Genomic DNA, 16,345 nt, shown 5'->3' with positions numbered 1-16,345 from the left:
TTTTACAGCAAAAAATCAATGAAAGGAACAGATAAAAAATGACACTCCGAAAAAAACGCACCGCTCCGCTTCTCATAGCCGCCATAATGCTTATGAGTATGCTGTGTACGCTGTTTTCATATCCTGCCTCGGCAGTTACCTTCAACCCGAATTTTACGATCTCCAGCGAAGCTGCGGTAATGATAAACCTCGACAAGGACGCTGTGGTATATACAAAAAATGCGGACAAAAAAATGTACCCCGCCTCCCTGACCAAAATAATGACCGCAATGGTAGTCCTGGACAACGTGAGCGACCTTGACAATACATACTTTGAAGCCCCCCTTGCGGTGTTTGACGAGCTTTACGGACAGAATGCCTCGGCAGTGGGACTTGAGAGGGGAGAGGTAGTGTCCGTCACCGACCTGCTCTATTCTCTTATGCTCAAATCCGCCTGCGAGTCTGCGGGAGTGCTTGCCTACCACGTAGGCGGCGAAAGCACCGCCAATTTCATAGATATGATGAACGCCAAGGCAAAGGCGATAGGCTGCACAGGCACCAATTTCGTAAATCCCCACGGACTTTACGACGATAAGCAGTACACCAACGCAAACGATATGGCGCTCATAGCCAAGTATGCAGTTGAAAACTACCCCAAGCTTGTAGAAATAGCCACCACCCCCGAGTATGAGATGCACGCCACCAACGTCCACGGCGAAGGCTGGGCGCATATCTACCACACAAACAGTATGCTCAACCGCTCCAGCAGCTATTATTACCAGTACGCCAAGGGCTTTAAAACGGGAACTCTGGACGAATCGGGCAGAAACCTTGTGACCCTGGGCTCAAGGGACGGAAATAATTACCTTCTGGTAACAATGGGCTCACCCATGTATGATGAAAACGGCGAGTCTGTGTATCACCATTACGATGACCATAAAATGCTCTACGAATGGGCATTCGAGAATTTCGAATATAAGCAGATAGTCCAGTCCAATCAGGAGATAACCGAGCTTCAGGTAAGATTTGGCGAAAACAGCGATTTCGTCCGCCTGGTGACCTCGGAAAGCTACAGCTGTATGTGGCTCAGGACAGTTGACACCTCCCGTCTCACCGAGAAAATAACCATAGACGAAAGCCTCTTGAACGAGGACGGCACCATAACCGCTCCCATCGCCAAGGGACAGGTCTTCGGCACATATTCCCTCTCCATGTCGGGAGAGGAGGTATGCTCCATACCCCTTGCGGCGCAGGACGATGTTACCCTTTCTCAGCTTGCCTACAGCTGGGATAAGGCAAAGCAGTTCATATCCTCGGGCTGGTTCGTGGCAGCCGCTGCCATAGCCGCGGGACTGATAGTGATATACATAATAATCTTTGCGGTATCAAAGAAGAAAAAGAAGCACAGACGGGTCAAGAGAAAGAGAAAATTCTGATGAAAAGCTAAGGAGAGTCAGGCAATGTCCCGAAGAATAAAAAAGGCTCTATATCCCCTGCTTGCGGCAGTTATAACAGCTGCCGCCGCAGGGGCTTTCTGCCTTTTTTCGGCAGAGCCTGCCGAAAACGGACGGGCGCTCATCTATTTTACGGAAACAAATTCCACAGAGGGCGTTGTAAATACCGAGGTCACAAGAAGCGTTTCCTCCCTCAGAAAAGCCGTTACCGAGGAAGACTTCCTCACAAGCGCAGGAGCGGCATCGGGACTTTCCGCCAAGGAGCTGAAAGCCTCCCTGTCGGTGGAACGGCTCGGCGCAAGCTCGGGAGCGGAAATAATTTTAAAAGACCTCCCCTCCCCCTCCGAAGCCCCCATAATCCTTATAAATATTCTCTGTCTCGCAGAACAGAGCGAAGATATCCCCCCCTTTGAGGTCATATCCTATTTTGATATGCCCCATACCCCCGCCCTGCCCTATATCCCCATAGCCATCTCCGCAGGACTCGGAGCAGGACTTGTCTGCTTTCTGCTCATGACGGGCGCAGGCTCGGAAAGACCTCAGCGCTACCGCCCCGAAAAAGCCGATACGGAAAACGATTATCAATATGCCCTCACAATGCAGGAATATATCGAGGACGCCTGCCGTTCATCTGTAAGCTTAGGCGAACTGCCCCTTTCCGCCCCCGAGGGTCTGGAAAAAAGCGGATATAAGGAAGCCGCAGAGCAGCTTATCTCGGCAAGCGGCAGCAAGCCCCCGAGAATAATAGCCATAGCCCCCGACTTCCGCACATCGGGCTCGGAAATTTCCCCCGCAACAAAAATAACCGCCTACCTTGCCTGTGCCTTAGCCGAGAACGGTCATCGCACAGCGCTGATAGATTGCCGCCTGCAAAAGCCCGAAACCGCCCGTTTTTTCAAACTGACCCCCAAGGGCAGCCTGTCGGATATCATTTCGGGCAGCTGCACTGTCTGGGACGCCCTCAACATAAACGCAAGAAAGGGCGTGGACGTGATCGCCGACAGCAAAAGCGTTTCCTCCCCCGCAGCAGTTTTTTCCTCCCCCGAATATGCGCAGCTTACAGAATATCTTTCCGCCCAGTATGACGTGATACTCCTCTGCGCCCCGAAGGCATTTGACTGCCCCGAATGGGAGTCTGTCACCCGCAGCTGCACAGGTATCGTCACAGTCTGCGGCGATGAACCCATGCGCCCCGATACCGCCAAGGGAATACTGGGCTTCAAGAAAGGCTTTACCGCCCTTTGCTCCGTAAAGAAGCCCCCAAAAGAAAACTGACATACAGGAGGCGGCATATTATGAGTGGTGAAAAGCTTTCCTCAAAACAAATTCTTAAAACTATCGGGTATATTTTCGGGTTGGTGCTGTGCATAACCTGTCTATGCCTGAATATACAGAAAATTATATCCCGTTATTCCCGCGAAAGCTTTACCGCAGGCAATACAAAATTCGTATGTACCGTCTCCGAGCTTCCCGACAGCTGCTCCGCCCTCTATATCCGCCCCTTTTCGGCAAAGGAAATATCAAAAAACCACGCAGAATATTGGGAAGAAAACAGCTTCTGCCTGCTGACGGACCACAGCCTGACCCTTGAGGAGCTTGAACACATCTCGGATATCAATGCTGAAAAGCTGGTATTCCAATGGGTAAGCCCCGAGAGCCTTGACCCCCTGAGCCGTATGAACGGTCTGAAGCTTTTATGGCTTGATACGGACAGCGATGTCAGAGCAGAGTTTGACGGAAGCTTCCCCTCTCTTGAAAAGCTGTACATTTATGACCATATGGACAGCACGGGAAATATAAGCAGGATAACCACCCTCAGAGAGCTGGAACTGTATTGCGGCGAAGGTCTGACCGAGCTGACGGGCTTTGAAAGGCTCACCTCCCTTGAGCGGCTGGATATCAGGGGAACGAAGGTCAGCGACATAAGCTGTCTTTCTGGCTGTACAAAAATGCGCGAGCTGTATATCATCGGCACAGACGTGTACGACATATCCCCACTGAAAAATATGACTGACCTTGAGGTATTTGACGCCTCTCAGAATCATGACCATCAAAAGGAAAAACTGCTTTCGGACATCTCCGCACTTGCGGATAAGCCGAAGCTGAGGGAAGTAGACCTGTACGGAACAGACGTGGCGGACATTTCCCCTCTTTCGGGAAATACCGCTCTGGAAAAAGCCGAGCTCAGCTACACTCCCATAAAAAGCATATCCCCCCTTATGACCCTGCCGAAGCTATATGATGTGGGAATGTACCGCTGCGATAATATAAGCGACAGCGAACGGGAGGAATTTTTCGCATGGTACCGCAGCCTCGACCACGATGTGTACTACTGCAAGGAAAAGCTTTCCCACAGCGAATAACATTCTCCGCGAAAGGAACATCACAATGAAAACCTTCACCGTAAGCCTTACCCCGCCCTATGAAAGATCGGGCATTCCGGGAGAGGGACTTTCCCCCTCGCTCACCTGCATTATCCACGACACAGACCCCGGCAGAAAATTCCCCGCCCTCATAGCCGTCCCCGGGGGCAGCTATGAGCACTGCTCAAAAAGAGAGGGCGAACCCTGTGCCGCAAGGTGGTATTCCCACGGCTATAACGGCTTTGTCTTTGAGTACAGCTGCGTGGATAAGCCCTTTCCCACAGCCCTTTTAGAGCTTGCGTCAGCAGTGGAGTATATCCGGAAAAATGCCGAAGCCCTTTCCTGCGACGGCAGGATAATACTCTGCGGCTTTTCCGCAGGAGGACATCTCTGCGCAAGCCTGGGGGTACATTACGAGAGGTATGAAAAGCTTTTTTCGGAAAATATCCGCCCCGATAAAATGATACTCTGCTACCCCGTCATTACAGCGGGAGAATACACCCACCCCCTGTCCGCAAAAAACATAGCCCCCACCGATGAGCTCAAAGCCCTTGCCTCTCTGGAGGACCACGTTTCGGAAAAAACTCCCCCGACCTTTATATGGCACTGCGCCGACGATAACGTTGTCCCCGTACAAAACAGCCTGATGTTCGCATCTGCCCTGTCAGCAAAAAAAGTTCCCTTTGAGCTTCACATTTTCCCCCAAGGCGGCCACGGCATAGCAATGTGCGACACCACCACCATAAAAAACAACGACCCCCGATATATAAATCCTGTTGCCGCACAGTGGTTCTCCCTCGCCCTCCGCTGGGAACAAGATAACGATATTTCAAAGAATAGATCATAATACCACCGCCCCTTGCAGAATAATTATAGCACATTAGTTCCCTAATGTCAATGGATAAATTGTAAATTTTAGAACATACGAGCGAAAGGACAGCTGCCGATGAATTTCAAAAAAATTACAGCAATGCTCTTTGCCGCCTTAATTTCCATGACCCTCACCGCCTGTCTGCACGAAAAGGAGCCCCTTTCCCCCTATGAATTATATTCCCATACCTCGGATAATATAGACTCGGAAACAATTCGCGAAGCTGTTGGCGAAGAGCTTGAAAGCGTCACAGTAATGTCGGCGGAAAACAGCGAAAAGTTCCGAGCCGCCGTCAGTGATATCCGCATAAACAACAGCCGCATTGCCCTGCCCGTGCTTGTCTCCGACCTGCCCGAAGGCTTTCAGGTGCAGTACGAAAAGGGCGAAAGGCTTAATGAGGATTATATGTATTTTGACGGCGAGCTTATCTTCGGCGGCGAGCGCATAGCAATGAGTGACGGCGGAGCCGTTATAAAGGGCGGCGAAAAGCTTGCCGACCTCGTGCTGCTCAAAGAACGGCGAGCAGGCGAAGCCGAGGGAGTTATCTTTTCTGTGACCCTCTCCTCGGACAAATGCAAATGGAGCGCGGGAGAAGCGGATATATGCAGCCCCTCGGAGCTTGAACGGATATTCGGCACCCCCTCCGCCGAAGCCTCTTCGGACGAAAATGTTCCCGACCTTTTCTATGTTTCGGACAGCGGCGAATTTGCCCGTTTTATGCCCGCAGCCTCCTCGGTGATGATAGCCTCCCTTGACTGCACCCGCCTTGAGGAAAACAAAGCCCTCTGTAAGTATGTTCCATACAATGATTTTGACAATATGCCCGACCTTCCGCCGCTGACGGGAGAGCCCCGGAGATTTGAAGCCCTGTCCGTATTAAATGACAGCGCAGTTACCATAGGCGAGCTTTCCTGCGCCCCATACATACCCATAAGCGAGCTTGACGGCGATATCAGCCTTATCCACCGCGAGACCGCTCCCATAGAAGATACGGAAAGCGTCTCCGACAAATATATCCTGCTTTATAAGGGCAGATATTTCGGCAGCGTAACGGCAATGAGAAAGTCACACCTGCCTGTGGGTGAGGGTGTGATATATGCATGGTTCTTAAACGGCAGGGAGGATATCCCCTGCGACGCTTCCCTTGCGGGAATACCGGTTTCCGCGGATACCCAAAGCATTGCCGACCATTTTGAAAACAGCGAGCTGAAAGATGACGGCAGCCTTGTGATGTACGAAGCCTGCGAGCTTGAGGGTCAGAAATTCCTGGTTTTCTATTCCCGAAACAGCGGCATATCCGCCCTTATCACCGAACCTATAAGCGAATGACCTTTTTACGGAAGGAACAAACATGAAAAAACGTAAAACCTTGCAAATTATTGCCATCATATTGTTTGCCCTGTTCTTTATGCCCCTGCCGATCAAAGCGCCGCATTCCTGGGTGTATAAAAAGTATGCACACGTGTCGGACAATTTCGGCTCGGATACGGCAGAAAAAGTTCTTGGAAAAAAGTTTGGTTTCTCCGCGGAAACAATGAACGCCGAAAACAGCGAAAAGCTCAGAAGTGCCATTCATGATATCCGCATAAACAACAGCCGCATTGCCCTGCCCCTTATGATATGCGACCTGCCCGAAGGCTTCTCGGTGATTTACGGCGATGAATACAAGCTTGACGGCTATGATTTTTCCATGTTTACGGGAGTGCTTGCCTTCGGTGAAAGCGAGCTTGGAGATGTTTACATTGCCCACCGAAGGGGCGTTTCCGAGGAAGAAGGAGTTATCATTGGTATGATGATAAGCTCGGGCATCTGCAAATGGAGTCTGGGAGAAGCGAAAAACAGCAATCTGAAAACGCTGGAAAATGCTTTCGGCAAGCCGTCTGAAACTGATACCAACCTCTCGGATATCGGCACAACATATTTCTATGTCACCGACAGCGGAGAGATGGCGGTATTTGACCCCAAAATAAACAGAGTATTTATTTTTGCCTTGAACTGTACAGAGCTTGAGGCAAATAAAGCTCTCTGCGAATATGTTCCCTATGATGATTTCGAGGGAATGACCGACCTGCCGCCCCTTGCGGGTGAAAAGGCGGAATTTGACGAGGCGGCTGCCTTTTCGGAAAAAGGCATTGTCATAGGATACTTTTCCTGCCCCGCAAACATAACCGTCGGCGAGCTTGAAAACACAGACATTTCCCTTGTGTACTGCGAGACCATGCCTTATGAGGGAGTGAATGTGCATAACCCTGACAGCCTTATTCACGACTGCTATCTGGTTTTATACAAGGGGCGGTATGTGGGGGTATGTCAGAGCGTCAGACAGGAGGAGGAGAGCGCGGAAAATGCTCCCATCTGTTTTTGGAGGATACTTGACAGAGAGTCTCTTCCCTGTGATGTCTCCATTGTAGGTATTCCTGCTTCGCAGACCAATGAAAGCCTTGAACAGTGCCTTTCCTCTGACTTCGGTGACGAGGAAAGCGGTAAGCTGTGGGCTGAGGGATTATATGAAGCAGATGGGGAGCTCTATTATGTTGGCTACATTCGCAGCAGCAGCGGTTACTCTTCTCTGCTGACAGATAAGTACTGATTTTTCAAAATTTTTCCGAGTATCATAAAACCTTTTTCCGAAAATAATATTATTACGCCGATGTGCATTGGATTTTGAATGCCGAAGCTCAATACACATCTGACGATAATATATATTTTCGGAGGATAAGGAAATGACAAAGAATAGCTCTATCAAGTGCGATGTATCAAGCTGCAAGTACAACCTTGCAAATGAGCATTACTGCTCTCTCGAGACCATCAAGGTAGGAACACACGAGGCTAACCCCACCGTTCCCGAGTGCACCGACTGTATGTCCTTTGTATGCAAGAGCGGCTGCCAGTAATGGGATAAACCAAAATGTCTCTCCCTGCCCGCAATGACAGGGAGGGATTTTTTTACATATTGAAACATTTACCATTTTTGAGTTGTATTATAAGTGAGAGGAAAAACAGGAGATGAGCTTATGAAAAAATTCACAGCCATATGCGGGGCACTGCTCCTTACTGCCTGCAAAGCAGCTTCCGCCCCCGAAGAGAATGTGCCTGCCCACGAAAATAACATTATTTCCGTTTCGGAGATGACCGAGGAAACCGTCCCGACAAAGCAGTATGTTATGGTAAGTGGACTTTTGTATGAAAATACGGGAGAGATAAACAATGCTCCCCGATGCGGAAATACGGATGGAAAATTCCCAGAGATAATTCCCGAAAACGAGCTTCCCCGAAAAAACGGCCAGGCGAATTTCAGCGGTGTCGGCGGCTGGCAGAACGGAACCGAGCCTATGACCATAGATGTGCTTTACAAGGACGATTGGTATGTATTTGCCGAAGCGGATACGGAGTATGAGCGTGAATGCGATTTCGGGCTTTCCCTGTCAGCGGAGAATGTGACCCCCACAGGGCTCACCCTGGTTTACACCCATTCGGGAGAACCTCCCGCCGCAGAGCTTGGAGCCGGTCCTTCCTATTACATAGAGCACAGGACCGAAAACGGCTGGGAGCTTTGCGAAACAGTTATTGATGATTACGGCTGGTGTCTCGTAGCCGACCTCATTTCCCCCGATAAGGAAACAAGGAACGATATAAACTGGGAATGGCTATACGGCGAGCTTCCCGAAGGCAATTACCGCATAAGCAAAACGGTAATTCCCGACACCGACTATTGGAACGCCTGCACGTTCAGAGCGGAGTTTGAGGTGGAGTGAATATAATATCATACCCCGAGGAGCTTTCTCCCGGGGTATTTTTGCGGGTGCCGGCGGGGGACGCCCTGCGGCGGCGGGGGGCGCCCCGCGGCGAGGTCGCGCTGTAGGTTTGTGCGGAACTGCTGCTTTGTCTCCGCGCCGGCGGGGAACGCCCTGCGGCGAGGTCGCGCTGTGGGTTTGTGCGAAGCTGCTGCTTTGTCTCCGCGGCGGCGGGGGACGCCCCGCGGCGAGGTCGTGCTGTGGGTTTGTGCGAAGCTGCTGCTTTGTCTCCGTTTCAGCCCGATACATCGTGATCGGTCAGTATATCTGTATCGTTAGCGAGCCGTCCGCCTGCCCGTAACACAAATCGCCCTGCTTGAATATAATAAGCAAGACGGAGCATAAATATCCGTCAACTGAAAGGGTGATCTGCGTGAATAAGCACATCATTGCTTTTGCTTCCGTGACCTATGCAAACAAGGCGAAGTCTGTATTTGAAAAATACGGCATATCCGCAGAGGTAAAGCGCACTCCGGGCAGTCTGTTCCGCGGCTGCGGCTACAGCGTTACCGTGGAGGGACGTTCGGACAGACTCGTGAAGATAATGGAGGACAACGGCATTTCATATAGATCCATCAGCAGCGAGCAGAGCAGCTCAAAATAAAACTCGGAGGGAATGATCTTATGTGATATATTTTGACAACGCAGCCACCACGTATCCGAAGCCCGAAAGCGTGCGAAGAGCGGCTGCGGAGGCGATCGTAAGATACGGCGGAAACCCCGGACGAAGCGGACACAAAATGTCAATGGACGCAGCGCAGGCTGTTTATAATGTCCGCGAAAAGGCGGGGGAAATGTTCGGCGCCCCTCCCGAGAACGTGATATTCACCGCAAACTGCACCGAGAGCCTTAATATGGCGATAAAGGGGCTGGCGGAGCGTGACCTGCGCGAGGGCAGACCGTTTCATGCAATAATCTCCTCCCTGGAGCATAATTCCGTTTTCCGCCCCGTTTACGAGCTGACAAAGCGAGGTCTTACCTACAGCATTGCCGAGGCGGCGGCGGACGATTCCGTAACGCTGCATAATTTCGAAAGCCTTATCACTCCCGCGACCAAAGCAGTCATCTGCACCTTAGGCAGCAATGTGACGGGGCAGCTTCTCCCCTATGAACGGATAGGCGCAATGTGCCGCAGAAAAAACATCTGCTTTGTGGGAGACGGAGCGCAGGTATGCGGAGTTATCCCCATAGATATCAAACGGGACAATATAAACATTCTCTGTATGCCGGGCCACAAGGGACTTTACGGCATTTCGGGAACGGGACTGCTCATCACCGACGGAAAATATCCCCTTTACCACATCTTAGAAGGCGGAACGGGCAGCACGTCTCTCGAAGCGGAGCAGACCCCGTTTCTCCCCGAGGGCTTAGAAAGCGGCACTGTGAACACCGTAGGCATCGTGACCGTGGGAGCGGGGATAGACTTCATCAGACGGGTGGGGGCACAGCGGATACATTCCCGTGAGACCGAGCTTTGCCGACGTTTTATAAACGCGCTGGAGAACGAGAGCCGCGTCAGGATATACAGACGGGAGCGGTGCAGCTATCTGCCCATAGTCCTTTTCAATGTGGAAGGCTCCTCCGCCGAGGAAACCGCCGCATATCTCAGCGACAAAGGCTTCGCTCTCCGCGGCGGACTTCACTGCTCGGGTCTTGCCCACCGCAGTGCAGGAACGCTTCCCGAAGGCGGCGTAAGATTTTCTCCCTCTGTTTTCAACACCGCAGCCCAGACCGATATGCTTGCAGAGGCTGTAAAAAAGCTGGCTCATTCCTCTTGATGGGCGGCATATATGGATAAGCAAGGCAATATAAACAACACCGCCGCCTCATTTTTTCCGAATGGGGCGGCAGTGTTTTACTCAAAATTTTTTCTTGACAATAATAAAAAACTATGATATACTGAAAATAAAGAAGCAGCCTGTAGACGGTTGCTCCTGATTTGGCTTTATGTCACTAACCTGATGTTAGTAACTGACCGCTCAAGGTAGGAACTTGGGCGGTCAGTCTTTTTTGTCGTTTCGGTATTTCAGAATATCTATAATAAGGCGAATAATGTCAACGACAAGCGCTGACAACGCACATATTTCAAGTATCGTCATACGAATTTTACACCTCCCTCCCGAGAGGACTTTGCGAGGGAAAGAGGAGACATCACCGCCTACCGTCAGAGCTTTTGGCTCTTATGGCTGCTTCGGTTTTGGTACTATGTACCGATATAATTATACATTTTCCGACTGCTGTTGTCAAATTACAATTCGGTTACAAAAGCACATTCTCACCTCAAAAATACACTCCCCAGAAAGCTATCGGAGCAAGCAGGCAGAGATATGAAAGAAGATACACACCTATGGAAGCGGGAAGGGAGCGCTCTGCATTGTCACTCTTGCCGAATTTAAAATATAGACCGAGATTGGCGGTAATAGCAATAAAAAGGTCAAGGGATAAAAGAGCCGGCACACCGCCGCTTCTTATGGAAAACAAAAAAACTATCATAGGGTTCAGCCAGGGCAGACCGTTACCGAGGCAGAAATTCAGCAGGAGTATCTTCCACATATCAACAGAGGAAAAGTACTTTCGGGTAATGATAAATATCACCGCCGCGAAGATAAGGGCAGGTAAAATATTTTTCATAAGATTTTCGGGTGCGAAAAATTTCTCCACTCCCCCGGGCAGTCCTCCCGAATACCAGCAGAGCAGCCCGAATGTGACGGCTATTCCAAGAAGTGTCCTGACCACAAGGCTTATTACCTGCCGCCTGTCCTCTGCATTTGTGTATTTTCCCATGAACGTTCCCCCTGTCAGATGAAGTTGTTACATATATATTAACACAAACATCATATATTGTCAAGCAATGTTCATTTGTTTATATTGTCTTTCGGGAGTTCGTCATATTCAAGTCGGAGATCAAAGTATCCTGTCTTTACTATATATGCAAATTTTAATATAATAATTGTGCAAGTCTCCAAAAAGGCTTTTGGGCTGTTGACTTATTTTGAATATTATGCTATTATAAAGAAAATCAGCGGGCTGTTATGCCATATATGTTGCAAACGATTACATTTTTTGATACTTTTCAAGGAGGATGTTCAAATGAATTACAAAAAAATTATAGCAGGAGCAATGGCTCTCACCCTTACAGCTTCTCTTACCGCCTGCGGAGGCGGCTCCGAGGGTACGACCGAGACCACCACAGCCGATGTTACCACCACCTCCGCTACCGAATGGACAGGCGACAACGTTGAGGTAGAGGCTCTCGACGAGACACTTGATGTGGACATAAACGGCAAGACGCTCAAATGGCTGGGCTTCTATGACCTGAACCCCACCAACGACTCCCCCGAAAGAAGCCCCGAGCTTGCTCTTTTTGAGGACACCTACGGCGCAAAGATAGAATATATCCCCACCACCAGCGACAAGCGCTATGAGGATCTCGCCACCAATATCTTAGGCGGCACCTCCCCCGACATCTTCGCATACGAGTGGAGATCCTTCCCCTGCGATATCGCAAAGGGACAGTATCAGTCCATCGACCCTCTGGTAAACTGGGAGGACCCCAAGTGGGCAGACGTTAAGGACACCGCAGACAGCTTTATCTGGAAGGGCGAGCATTATATCGCTCCTCTGGGCTACAGCTTCAACGATACACAGGTGCTTATGTACAATAAGTCCACCATTCAGAGCGAGGGCTTCGAGGATCCCTATGAGATGTACCAGAATGGCGAATGGGACTGGACCGCATTCACCGATATGATGAAGACCTTTGTTGAAAACGGCAGCAGCGACGGCACAGAGCGCTTCGGCATCGGCGGCTGGTGGGCAAATGCATTTGTTTACACCGCAGGCGAGACAATGGTCACCTATGACGGCGAGAAATTCGGCAACAATCTGAGAAGCGGCAAGATAGAAAAGGCTCAGGGCGTTCTTGAGGATATTTTCAAGAACAACCTTATCAAGCGCGGCTGGATAGGCGGCGAGTCCGCATTCGTGGACGACAGCCTGCTGTTCTACTCAATGGGTACCTGGGCATACAACGCTGCAGCACTTTCCGTTCCCGATGACGAGATACAGATCGTTCCCTTCCCCAAGGACCCCGATTCCGATAAATACTACGTTTCAAACAAGGTATTCGCATATATGTGGGTCAAGGGCTCCGAAAACGGCGACTGCGTAAAGGCATGGCTCGACTGCAACAGAACAGTTAACTACGACGAGAAATACCTTGAAGCTACCAAGGAAAAATACCTTGCAAACAACCCCGGCTGGACCTCCGAAATGTACGATATCGCTATGGATTTCTACGATTCCGAGAAGTTCACTCAGGCATACGATTACGGCTACGGCCTCAGCACCCTTATGGCTGACGATGTAATGGGCGTTCTCTATGAGGGCATTGCAAACGAGCAGTTTGAAAACTGGGTACAGGCTCGTGAAGAGTATTATCCCATCGTTGACGAGGAGATAAACGTTTATAACAACGCCGAGTAATTTCGGAGAACATATAACAAGCAGCGCCGTCGGACGGGTTCCGGCGGCGCTGTTTGTATTGAGATCAGCGAATTGATCATAAAGAACATTTTGGAGTCGGCTCAGAAATTGCTGCCGTTCCAGCCCCAGTCGGGAGTGGACATATAGCTCACATACACCCTGTCGGTGGATATGCCGAGAGTGTCAAGCAGAATTCCCGTGATGTTGCTTGTAAGCACTCCAAGAGCATTTGATGAGGCATTGCCGTATATGCTCACCTGCACCATTGCGGCAGGCTCCTCGGTGCCCTTGAAATAAAGCTTGTAATTGTCCTCTATGCCCACCATGAGCCAGCCCTCGGACTTTCCGGGAATGGCGGTTATGGCAAGTCCCAGAGCGGATCTGATGCTGTCGGCTTTTTCCGGGGTGACTTCTGCGTTTGTTTTGATGTTGATAAATGGCATAAATTATTCCTCCCGTTTTTTTTTGATTTTCCGAAATGATTATACCACAAATGCCTGCCGTTTTCAATGTTCTTAATATTTATTTTACATTTGACATTTTAATGTATTTTATAATATTTTACATTTAAGTTTACACTGATTTTCTTTTTTCGGAAAACACGTATTTTGGGAAATTTAAATCGAAATGAGAAAAGTCCGCTGTGTCCGCGGTTTTATGCCGAGTGTATAAAGTTAAAACCTTTACACCCGCATATTTAACAAAAACGCCGCCCGAAAGGGCGGCAAATTCTTGTCTCTTGCTTCTTAAAATCTTGCCTCTGTCAGCTTACCGCTCTCTCCATCTTGTAGCCAACGCCGAAAACTACCTTTATGTAGCTGGGATTGTGAGGGTCGGGCTCTATCTTGCTTCTTATGCGGCGTATATGCTCCACTACGGTCTTTCTTACGCAGTATGGAGTTTCGTTCCACACCCTGCGGTAAATATCGTCAACGGTGCAGACTGCTCCGCAGTTTTCCATAAGATATTCCACAATGCCGTATTCGATGGCGGTCATCCGAATAAGACTGCCCCCTCTGAAAACCTCCCTGCGGCGGCGGTCAATGCTGATACTGCCGTTAATGAGTGTCTCGCCGTCTGCCGAAATAATGCCGCTCACTCTGTTCTGAGCGCCGATATATCTTCTGAGCAGGGAGACCACTCTTGCCTTGAACTCAAATTTTCCGAACTCGTCGGCATTCATACAAGCGTCTGCGCCCTTTGCAAGAGCCATTGTGCGATATATCTCGTCACAGCCGTCGGAAACGGTCAGTACGGGGATATCGGACATTTTACGCAGCTCCTCGATAAGTCTGAACTGGGGAGAGACAAGTCCCCCGTCCCTTATGACCATCATATGCACGTCCCCGGAAATTCTCCCGGTGTCAAAAGGCTCGCCCGATCTGTGGGAGATAACGTTTATCTCCTCCCTCGAAAGCATATCCGAAAGGCTCAATGCCTCTTCCCTTTTATCCTCACCATATGCTATAATAACATTCGGGCGGCTTTGTATGCCCGTTATCTCTCTTTTTGCAGCGTATATCGAATTTGTTGACATAAGCTTTCCTCCTGTTCCTTATTTTCACGGGCTGTCCGTTTATTTTTTTATTGGATATCCCGCCCGTTTTTTTGCTTCTGATATATAAACGATTTAAAAGGGCAAAAAATTTCACTCATTATGCTGAATTTACATTTTATTAACATTTACTGTTATTTTGCTGTAAAAACATCTGAGAGATTTATGAAATATGCCAATACAGATTTTGAGACTTTTTCCGTCTCCCGACTGTTATATATACAGAATGCATTCAAATCAAGCTCGTAAGGAGAGAAAATAATGACCGAAGGGGAATTTGAAAAAATAATGCGGCGGCAGATAGATCACGTTCTGAGGCTTGCCTGCTCGTATCTGAAATGCCGCGCGGAAGCCGAGGACTGTGCGCAGGAGGTTTTCTTAAAGCTGTACCGCAGTGATATTTCCTTCGGTTCCGAAAAGGAGGAACGGGCATGGCTCCTTACGGTGACGGCAAATATCTGCAAAAACCGTCTCCGCTCCCCATGGTTTTCAAGGCGTTCGGACACGGAATTACCCGAGGATATGGCGGCGGATATGCCCGAGGAGGAAAGGTCCGCTTTAGCCGAGGTCATGAAGCTTCCCGAAAAATACCGCACGCCTGTTCATCTTTTTTACTGCGAGGAATATTCGGTGAGAGAAATTTCCCAAATCACAGGGGTAAAGGAGTCTACCATACGCACACGATTACAGAGAGGACGGGAGCTTCTGCGCATATCCGTCCCGAGGAACAACGGAAAGGAATGATAATATGGATATAAACAGCTACAAAACCGCTATGAACAGGCTTGAGGCAGACGAGGAGTGCATAAGCGATATTCTGTATGCCGCAAAAGATCAGCCCAAAAGAGTACGCCCGAGGGGCAAACTTCGCCGCACACTGCCCATAATTGCCGCTGCGGTGATAATGCTTACGGGCTTTACGGTCTATGCCGCAAGCAGCGGGATATTCTCAATTATTTTCGGCGGCGAAAAGGATTACTCGCCTTTTGATGATCTTACGGGAGAGCTTGAGGTCAATTCTATTGAAACATACATCGAAGGGCTGAAGGTCACACCCGTTGGCTGCGCCACCGACAGCTATACGGTTTATTCGGTTTTCAAGCTTGATTTTCCCGAGGCTTTGCCCGAGAGTGAGGAGTATTTTGAGCATATCGAGGATGGATATGGTCACTGCGATACAAAGCTTGTTGAATTATTCAAGAAATTTTCGGAAAGCGGTCAGCCCTCCGGCGGCTGTATGGGAAAATATGTAAAGGGTGACGAGGACACACTGTATTACGTTTATACAGTAAGCTGCGGAGACAAAATGAACGGCGACATTACCCTCGATATGACCTGTCTCAGCCTTGCAGATGACAGCAAGGGACTTATAAGGGACAGCATTATTTATAAAGATCCCCTGTTTTCCGCAAGCTTTACCGTTAATATCCCCGAGGTTGAAGGAGTTCAGCTTGTAACAAAGGGAACGGATATGGATGGCTTTAATGCTAAGGTCTACCCCTGCAGCATCGTTATTGACACCTATGACTCAACCTGGGTGAACGAGGTCTATAGAACAGGATATTTAAGTCCTTACAAGGATGCGTATGTTACCCTTAAAAGCGGTGAGAAGATAGACGTAACGGGAATTTCTATGAGCTACAGTCTTAACTGCAGCAAGACCACAGTAAACTATAACAGCACATCTGCGGGACTGCCTGTTTTTGATTACTTAAATTACAGAGGATATCTTTCATTCCCTGCCGACCCGGAGGAAATAGCTTCTCTGACTATAGGCGGCTGCACCATGTATCCCGAAGAATAACAATGCAAAAATAAACGGCATAGGCTCTCGTTTTTTCAAC

The 16,345-nt window shown here is 49.4% G+C and carries 16 protein-coding genes; 13 read left to right on the top strand and 3 right to left on the bottom strand.

Annotation, left to right across the window (positions count from 1 at the left end):
- Positions 1-38: 38 nt before the first annotated feature.
- The 10 genes from ACI4J0_RS01680 to ACI4J0_RS01635 all read left to right on the top strand — a co-directional run bounded on the left by ACI4J0_RS01680 (position 39) and on the right by ACI4J0_RS01635 (position 10,239).
- Positions 39-1,415: a D-alanyl-D-alanine carboxypeptidase family protein gene (locus tag ACI4J0_RS01680; protein WP_439764081.1), complete on the top strand. Its 1,377-nt coding sequence runs from the start codon at positions 39-41 to the stop codon at positions 1,413-1,415.
- A 24-nt stretch (positions 1,416-1,439) separates the two neighbouring features.
- A complete protein-coding gene (locus tag ACI4J0_RS01675; protein ID WP_439764080.1) occupies positions 1,440-2,708 on the top strand; it encodes a hypothetical protein in 1,269 nt (422 codons plus the stop codon).
- Between the two features lie 20 nt (positions 2,709-2,728).
- Entirely contained in the window at positions 2,729-3,796 is a 1,068-nt protein-coding gene (locus ACI4J0_RS01670) for a leucine-rich repeat domain-containing protein (protein WP_439764079.1), read from the top strand.
- Between the two features lie 25 nt (positions 3,797-3,821).
- Positions 3,822-4,643, top strand: coding sequence for an alpha/beta hydrolase (locus tag ACI4J0_RS01665; protein WP_439764078.1), 822 nt, complete (start codon positions 3,822-3,824; stop codon positions 4,641-4,643).
- Positions 4,644-4,742: 99 nt separating this feature from the next.
- Entirely contained in the window at positions 4,743-5,996 is a 1,254-nt protein-coding gene (locus ACI4J0_RS01660; protein ID WP_439764077.1) for a hypothetical protein, read from the top strand.
- A gap of 22 nt (positions 5,997-6,018) precedes the next feature.
- Positions 6,019-7,257: a hypothetical protein gene (locus tag ACI4J0_RS01655; RefSeq protein WP_439764076.1), complete on the top strand. Its 1,239-nt coding sequence runs from the start codon at positions 6,019-6,021 to the stop codon at positions 7,255-7,257.
- A 133-nt stretch (positions 7,258-7,390) separates the two neighbouring features.
- Positions 7,391-7,561: a DUF1540 domain-containing protein gene (locus tag ACI4J0_RS01650; protein ID WP_439764075.1), complete on the top strand. Its 171-nt coding sequence runs from the start codon at positions 7,391-7,393 to the stop codon at positions 7,559-7,561.
- Between the two features lie 120 nt (positions 7,562-7,681).
- On the top strand, positions 7,682-8,422 hold the full coding sequence (locus ACI4J0_RS01645) for an immunoglobulin-like domain-containing protein (protein WP_439764074.1): 741 nt from the start codon (positions 7,682-7,684) through the stop codon (positions 8,420-8,422).
- A gap of 412 nt (positions 8,423-8,834) precedes the next feature.
- Positions 8,835-9,065, top strand: a complete 231-nt coding sequence (locus ACI4J0_RS01640; RefSeq protein ID WP_439764073.1) for a DUF3343 domain-containing protein — start codon at positions 8,835-8,837, stop codon at positions 9,063-9,065.
- Positions 9,066-9,087: 22 nt separating this feature from the next.
- On the top strand, positions 9,088-10,239 hold the full coding sequence (locus tag ACI4J0_RS01635; RefSeq protein WP_439764072.1) for an aminotransferase class V-fold PLP-dependent enzyme: 1,152 nt from the start codon (positions 9,088-9,090) through the stop codon (positions 10,237-10,239).
- 502 nt (positions 10,240-10,741) lie between these two features.
- Here ACI4J0_RS01635 and ACI4J0_RS01630 read toward each other — a convergent pair.
- Positions 10,742-11,245 carry a hypothetical protein gene (locus tag ACI4J0_RS01630; RefSeq protein ID WP_439764071.1) on the bottom strand — a complete coding sequence of 168 codons (504 nt, stop codon included), beginning with the start codon at positions 11,243-11,245 and terminating at the stop codon, positions 10,742-10,744.
- 306 nt (positions 11,246-11,551) lie between these two features.
- Between ACI4J0_RS01630 and ACI4J0_RS01625 the strand changes: the two genes are divergently transcribed.
- Positions 11,552-12,946 carry an ABC transporter substrate-binding protein gene (locus ACI4J0_RS01625; protein ID WP_439764070.1) on the top strand — a complete coding sequence of 465 codons (1,395 nt, stop codon included), beginning with the start codon at positions 11,552-11,554 and terminating at the stop codon, positions 12,944-12,946.
- A 101-nt stretch (positions 12,947-13,047) separates the two neighbouring features.
- On the opposite strand, the gene ACI4J0_RS01620 is transcribed toward ACI4J0_RS01625, so the two are convergent.
- Together ACI4J0_RS01620 and ACI4J0_RS01615 are read right to left on the bottom strand one after the other, a co-directional pair.
- Positions 13,048-13,389, bottom strand: a complete 342-nt coding sequence (locus ACI4J0_RS01620; RefSeq protein ID WP_439764069.1) for a phenylpyruvate tautomerase MIF-related protein — start codon at positions 13,387-13,389, stop codon at positions 13,048-13,050.
- Between the two features lie 320 nt (positions 13,390-13,709).
- Positions 13,710-14,483 (bottom strand): winged helix-turn-helix domain-containing protein, encoded by a 774-nt coding sequence (locus ACI4J0_RS01615; protein ID WP_439764068.1) that lies wholly within the window; start codon positions 14,481-14,483, stop codon positions 13,710-13,712.
- Between the two features lie 279 nt (positions 14,484-14,762).
- Here ACI4J0_RS01615 and ACI4J0_RS01610 point away from each other — a divergent pair, with 279 nt between their 5' ends.
- Together ACI4J0_RS01610 and ACI4J0_RS01605 are read left to right on the top strand one after the other, a co-directional pair.
- Complete coding sequence (locus ACI4J0_RS01610) at positions 14,763-15,245, top strand: sigma-70 family RNA polymerase sigma factor (RefSeq protein ID WP_439764067.1); 483 nt, start codon at positions 14,763-14,765, stop codon at positions 15,243-15,245.
- Positions 15,246-15,249: 4 nt separating this feature from the next.
- The gene (locus ACI4J0_RS01605) at positions 15,250-16,305 is read left to right on the top strand and encodes a hypothetical protein (RefSeq protein WP_439764066.1); all 1,056 of its coding nucleotides are present in this window, start codon (positions 15,250-15,252) and stop codon (positions 16,303-16,305) included.
- The last annotated feature ends 40 nt before the right edge of the window (positions 16,306-16,345 follow it).

The sequence above is a fragment of the Huintestinicola sp. genome, assembly GCF_051882455.1.
Lineage (GTDB): Bacteria > Bacillota > Clostridia > Oscillospirales > Ruminococcaceae > Huintestinicola.
The sequence above is the reverse complement of the archived record's forward strand: the minus strand, read 5'-3'. Positions and strand labels throughout refer to the sequence as shown.